The organism is Streptomyces sp. 13-12-16 (assembly GCF_002114215.1).
In the GTDB taxonomy this organism is placed as follows: Bacteria; Actinomycetota; Actinomycetes; order Streptomycetales; family Streptomycetaceae; genus Streptomyces.
Window position 1 is genome coordinate 1 of record NZ_NCTE01000328.1, and the last position, 4,648, is coordinate 4,648.

Here is a 4,648-nt window from a genome sequence, read left to right on the forward strand (position 1 = left end):
CCGAGCCCGGCCTGGCCCCGGTCGGCTGACCGGCCGCCCCCGGCCGCACGGAACGACCGCGCGTCCCCGCCGCAGCGGACGGGGGTGCGCGGTCCTGTCGCGGGGGTCTACGAGCCCGCCGCCCCCCGGTGCTCCGCCGCGATGCCGAAGCGCTGCCGTTCGCGGGGAGCGGACGCGGCCTCACGGACACCGGCCACCGTGCTGATCACCTGCTCCTCGGCGGCCTCCGGCGCCCCCTTGAGCTCTTCGAGTCGTCGCAGGTCATCGGCGGAGACGAGGGCGACGAGGGGTTTTCCGTGCCGGGTCACGACGACGCGCTCACCGCCGTACACCACGCGGTTGATGAGGTCGGCGAGCTCAGCCCTGGCTTGGGTAACCGGAATCTCGTAGGCCATGGACCCATCATAACGTCACGTACGTCCTGTACATTTTTTACAGAGACAACCAGACAGGAGGGGCTCCCATGACCCGACCGTCCGCCCGCCACGTCCTGCCCGAGCTCACCGAACGCACGGCATCGGGGAACCGGACGACGGACCCCTACTCGAAGCTGCTCGAGGAGCGGATCGTCATCCTCGGGACACAGATCGACGAGACCTCCGCGAACGACGTGATGGCGCAGTTCATGTACCTGGAGCACCACTCCCCCGACCGGGACGTCTCGCTCTACGTCAACTCCCCCGGCGGCTCCTTCCACGCCATGTCGGCGATCTACGACACGCTGCGCTACGTCTCCTGCGACGTGCAGACGATCTGCCTGGGCCGGGCGGAGGGCGCCGCCGCGCTGCTGCTGGCCGCCGGCACCCCGGGCAAGCGACTGCTGCTGCCCGGTTCCCGCCTGGTGCTCCGTCAGCCCTCCCTCCTGGAGCCGGTCGAGGGACAGGCCGGCGATCTGGCGATCCAGGCCGAGGAGTTGACCCGTATCCGGTCGCGGATGGAGGAGATCCTGGTCCGGCACACGGGCCGCACCCCGGAGCAGGTCCGGGCGGACATCGAGCGGGACAAGGTCCTCGACGCACGGGCGGCGGTGGAGTACGGCCTGGCGGACCGGATCGTGCCCGACCGCAGGAGCCCGTCCCCCGCCTCCGGCGCGAGGTGAGCCGCGGATGCTGCCACCGGAGCTGCCGCCGCTGCCCGCGCTGACCCGCGCGGAGGCCGAGTTGATCGACCGTTACCTCGAGGCCGTCGACCTGCTCGGCCGGGTCAACCCGGCCCTGGGCGGTGACACCTACCGCGGACTGCGCGCGGCTCAGGCGCTGGTCGGCAAGGCCGTCGCGCTGCGCGACGCGCTGACCCTGATGCACCGGCGCGGCGAGAGCGAACTGCACTCCGGCACGCTGGCCCGCGCCCTGCGCGTGCTGGACGGCGAACGGCGCACGGCCAGGGTCACGCTGCCGCCGGCCCCCGGCAGTTGACACGCGGGGGCCCCGGACGGCGGCCCCGGTCGACGGCGTGCCCCGGCCGGGGTTGAAACGGACCAAAAGGCGTACCCCCGTCCGGCGTAGACGAACCTGCTGTTTTCGGGCGCCCGGAGTTGCGCAACGCGCGTACCGCACGGCCGGAACGATGCTTTCCGCCCCTGGTCCGCGGCTCCCCCGGGCCCTCGGAGAGGGTCCGAACACGGAGGCGTCCACCCGAACGGGTGATTGGTGAGTAACAACACAAACCCCACGTTCCGTTGGGATTTCGACCGCGCCATGAGCCAAGATCCCTGACTGACGACAAGCCCCCGCCGCCGCGGCGGGGCGATCCGGGCGGACGCCGAGTCCTGCCGCCGCCCGGATGACCGGTCGACAGGAGTGGATCGGCAGGAGTGGAGGACCCAAGCACGACGGGCCGCCGGGACGTCAGTTCCGAGCAGTCCTTGGGGTGAAGCCGCACGTGTGCGGCCGGGCCACTTCGCCAGCCCGAATCCGACAGGTCATCCTTCACAGGCGGCTGACGAAGGGTTGCGCATGACTGCGCTCAATCGTGTCCCGTCTCTCATGGCCCGGGCCGGCACGGCCTCGGCCCTCACCCTGGCCGCCGTGGGCGGCTCCATCGTGGTCCCCGGCGCCGCCTCGGAGGCGGCCGCCGCGAGCTCCGCCGCCAAGGCGCTGAGCGTCGCCGCCTCCAAGAAGGGCTCGCCCTACCAGTGGGGCGCCACGGGACCGTACAGGTTCGACTGCTCGGGTCTGACGCTGTACTCGTTCAAGAAGGCCGGCAAGAAGCTGCCGCGCACCGCCGCCCAGCAGTACAACAAGACGCGTCACATCTCCGCCGGGAACCGCAAGGCGGGAGACCTGGTGTTCTTCCACTCGGGCGGCTACGTCTACCACGTCGGCATCTACGCGGGTAAGGGCAAGATCTGGCACGCCCCGAAGACCGGGGACGTGGTGCGCCTGCAGAAGATCTGGACCCGCAGCGTCTCCTACGGCCGGGTGAGGTGACCCCGGGGGCGGCGGTGTCCCGGGAACACCGCCGCCCGGCTACTGCTCCTGCTGCCCGGCCGCCGTGACCGCCTCGGCGGGCCGGACGGTCCACGGGAGTTCGACCGACACGGTCTTGCCGCCCTCGCGCGTGGGGCGGATTCTGAGCCTGCCGCCGCATTCCACGGTCAGCCAGCGGATGATGACCAGCCCGCGGCCGTTGTCCTGCTGGACCGCCGCGGGCAGCCGCTTGGGGAACCGCGGGTGGCTGTCCGTGACACCGATGTGCACCCGTTCGTCACGGACCAGGACGACGTCCACGGTGAACGTGGGCGACTGCCCGAACGTGTGCTGCACCGCGTTGGTGGCGAGTTCGGAGACGATCAGCCGGACGGTGTCGCACAGTTCCGCGTCCGCCGGCATGCCCCATTCCTCCAGTGTGCCCACCACATGGGCACGGGCGGCCGAGACCGAGGCGGGATCGCTCGGCAGAGTGACGGATGCTTCCAGATGGTCTGCCATGGCGACGTCGTCCCTTTCCCACGGGACCGCAGTCCGACACGGAGCGGATGGTTCGAGTACGGTCCCGCACTGGTGCTTCGCCGTCAGACTGCCATCCCCGCACGGCGCAGGACGGCGATCCGCCAAGATGTGCATATATCTGTCGCTCAAAACGGTGAACTCTGCGACGGGAGACCGTATCCGGGCGACTCGGAAGGAGTAAGGAGAAGTCCATGCAGCACGGTCCCGCGGTGCGCCGCCGCAAACTGGGCGCCGAACTGCGCGCGCTGCGCACCTCGGCGGGACTCACCAGCGGTGAGGCGGCCCGCCTCGCGGGCTGGCACCAGTCGAAGGTGAGCCGGATCGAGACGGGCACGAGCGGGGTGAAACCGGCCGACGTGCGGTTACTGCTCGACGTCTACGGCGTGGCCGACCCACAGCTGCGGGAGTTGCTGCTGACGCTGTCGGGCTCCGGGGACGGCGACGGACGGCACCACTGGTGGCACGCCTACCGGGGCGTACTGCCGCCGACCTACCGGGACTTCATCAGCCTGGAGTCGCAGGCCAGCGCGATGCGCACCCTGGAGACCACGGTGATCCCGGGTCTGCTGCAGACACCGGAGTACGCGCGCGCCGTGACGGAGGCGGCCCTGGAGGACGCGTCGGAGGAGCGCCTGGACACGCTGGTGGAAGTGCGGCTGGCCCGGCAGGACGTGCTGCGGGCGACACCGCCGCTGGAGCTGAGCGCGGTCCTGGACGAGGCGGTGCTGCGCCGGGAGGTCGGGGGCCCCGGCGTGATGACCCGTCAGCTCGACCGGCTGGTCGAGGCGGCCCGTCTGCCCCAAGTGCGGTTGCAGGTCCTGCCGTTCAGTGCCGGCGCGCACATCGGCGTGACCGGTCCTTTCGTAATCTTTTCATTTTCGCGCACTTCTGATCTGGACGTGGTTGTTCTCGACCACTTGACGAGTAGCCTCCATCTGGAGCGGAAAGAAGACCTCCGGGTGTACTCGGAGGCCTTCGACGCCCTCTCGGTCCACGCCCTTTCACCCGAGGACTCGTTGGATTTCATCGCCGGCACAGCCGCCGGCGCGTAAGGAGGCACGATGCCCGTACCGCCTCGGACCATCCCTTCCGGTCTCGCACCGCACGGTGTGAGGTGGCTGCGCAGCAGCTACAGCACGGGGGCGAACAACTGCGTGGAGACGGCCCGGCCGGCCGCCGGACCTCTGGCCGGACTGCTCGCCGTGCGCGACTCCAAGGCCCCGGACGGGCCCGCGCTGCTCTTCTCCCCCGCCAGTTGGACGGAGTTCGTGACCGCGCTCGGCTGACGACCCGACCGGTCGGCCCGTCATCGAGCGACCCACGGCCGTGTCCCGCCGACTCATGGCCGCGTCTCGCCGATCACCCGTACAGCGCGTTCGATCTCCGCCCCGGACAGGTCCGCGCGGGCGGTCAGTCTGAGCCGTGAGACACCGTCGGGCACGGAAGGAGGACGGAAGCAGCCCACGGACAGGCCGGCCGTCCGGCAGTCGGCCGCCCATCGCACGGCCTGCTCCGGGGAAGGGGCGCGCACGGAGACGACCGCGGCGTCCGGACGCACCGCTTCCAGACCCGCGGCCGTCAGCCGGGAGTGCAGTTCCCGCGCCACCTCGCCCGCCCGTGCCGCACGCCCCGGCTCACCGCGCAGCAGTCGCAGGGCCGCCAGGGCCGCCCCCGCCGCGGCGGGGGCGAGTCCCGTG

Annotated in this window: 8 protein-coding genes and 1 riboswitch; of the genes, 5 read left to right on the forward strand and 3 right to left on the reverse strand. The window is 71.2% G+C overall.

Features of this window, described 5'->3' with window-relative positions; genetic code table 11:
- Positions 1 to 107: 107 nt before the first annotated feature.
- Entirely contained in the window at positions 108 to 395 is a 288-nt protein-coding gene (locus B7767_RS13845) for a type II toxin-antitoxin system Phd/YefM family antitoxin (protein WP_085572452.1), read from the reverse strand.
- A 68-nt stretch (positions 396 to 463) separates the two neighbouring features.
- On the opposite strand from B7767_RS13845, the gene B7767_RS13850 reads away from it, so the two are divergent.
- The 3 genes from B7767_RS13850 to B7767_RS13860 all read left to right on the forward strand — a co-directional run bounded on the left by B7767_RS13850 (position 464) and on the right by B7767_RS13860 (position 2,429).
- The gene (locus tag B7767_RS13850; RefSeq protein ID WP_085572453.1) at positions 464 to 1,099 is read left to right on the forward strand and encodes an ATP-dependent Clp protease proteolytic subunit; all 636 of its coding nucleotides are present in this window, start codon (positions 464 to 466) and stop codon (positions 1,097 to 1,099) included.
- Between the two features lie 7 nt (positions 1,100 to 1,106).
- Positions 1,107 to 1,415 carry a hypothetical protein gene (locus B7767_RS13855; protein ID WP_030865466.1) on the forward strand — a complete coding sequence of 103 codons (309 nt, stop codon included), beginning with the start codon at positions 1,107 to 1,109 and terminating at the stop codon, positions 1,413 to 1,415.
- Between the two features lie 334 nt (positions 1,416 to 1,749).
- A riboswitch (cyclic di-AMP (ydaO/yuaA leader) is annotated at positions 1,750 to 1,952 on the forward strand.
- A 3-nt stretch (positions 1,953 to 1,955) separates the two neighbouring features.
- Positions 1,956 to 2,429: a C40 family peptidase gene (locus B7767_RS13860; RefSeq protein WP_085572454.1), complete on the forward strand. Its 474-nt coding sequence runs from the start codon at positions 1,956 to 1,958 to the stop codon at positions 2,427 to 2,429.
- Positions 2,430 to 2,468: 39 nt separating this feature from the next.
- Here B7767_RS13860 and B7767_RS13865 read toward each other — a convergent pair whose 3' ends face one another.
- Positions 2,469 to 2,930, reverse strand: coding sequence for an ATP-binding protein (locus B7767_RS13865; RefSeq protein ID WP_085572455.1), 462 nt, complete (start codon positions 2,928 to 2,930; stop codon positions 2,469 to 2,471).
- Positions 2,931 to 3,142: 212 nt separating this feature from the next.
- On the opposite strand from B7767_RS13865, the gene B7767_RS13870 reads away from it, so the two are divergent.
- Complete coding sequence (locus B7767_RS13870) at positions 3,143 to 4,003, forward strand: helix-turn-helix transcriptional regulator (RefSeq protein ID WP_085572456.1); 861 nt, start codon at positions 3,143 to 3,145, stop codon at positions 4,001 to 4,003.
- A gap of 9 nt (positions 4,004 to 4,012) precedes the next feature.
- Positions 4,013 to 4,237: a DUF397 domain-containing protein gene (locus tag B7767_RS13875; RefSeq protein ID WP_085572457.1), complete on the forward strand. Its 225-nt coding sequence runs from the start codon at positions 4,013 to 4,015 to the stop codon at positions 4,235 to 4,237.
- Between the two features lie 53 nt (positions 4,238 to 4,290).
- Here B7767_RS13875 and B7767_RS13880 read toward each other — a convergent pair.
- The coding region (locus tag B7767_RS13880; protein ID WP_143652435.1) for an aminotransferase class I/II-fold pyridoxal phosphate-dependent enzyme at positions 4,291 to 4,648 on the reverse strand (358 nt) is incomplete at its 5' end.